The sequence below is a fragment of the Psychrobacter sp. 1U2 genome (assembly GCF_051847575.1).
The window spans coordinates 1-609 of record NZ_JBPYDC010001400.1 but is presented as its reverse complement, the minus strand read 5'-3'; the positions used below and the strand labels follow the sequence as shown (position 1 = coordinate 609).

Annotated in this window: 1 protein-coding gene; it reads left to right on the top strand. The window is 44.0% G+C overall.

What is annotated here, in order from left to right; all coding sequences use genetic code 11:
- Positions 1 to 284: 284 nt before the first annotated feature.
- A partial coding sequence (locus tag ACS8FD_RS22310; RefSeq protein WP_439277473.1) for a MazG nucleotide pyrophosphohydrolase domain-containing protein occupies positions 285 to 609 on the top strand: 325 nt, incomplete at its 3' end.

Here is a 609-nt window from a genome sequence, read left to right as displayed (position 1 = left end):
AAAGTTGTAGGCTGGGTTTTTAACCCAGCATTGTAATTTTGCAAAATCTCAAATCTGGGTTAAAAACCCAGCCTACGCTAACTACGCTAACAAATTTAATGGGTTGAGCCATTAGATAATGAGTAGTAAATATAAGCAATAATAAAAAGATAAGAGTATCTGTTATGAGCCATCAAGACATAAAACCCCAAGACAGTTTAGATAAGAATCTTCAAGTTCTGCCTCTCAAACCTGTGCAAGGCACTCCAGAAGCGAGTGGGCAACTTGATGACTTGTTAGCACTGATGGCGCGGCTACGCGCTGACTGTCCGTGGGATAAAAAACAAAGCAATCATAGCCTCATTCCCTATGCCATTGAAGAAGCCTATGAGTTAGGCGAGGCGGTACAAAGCGATGACGATGAAGATATCAAAGGTGAGCTTGGTGATGTGCTGCTACAAGTTGTCTTTCATTGTCAGATGTATGCTGAGCAAGGGCGTTTCGATATGTGCGATGTTATTACCACTCTACAAGAGAAGCTGATTCGCCGTCATCCGCACGTATTTGAGGCCGAAACCCTAACAGACGAAGCGGCGGTTAAAGCGCGCTGGGACGAAATTAAAGCGGAGG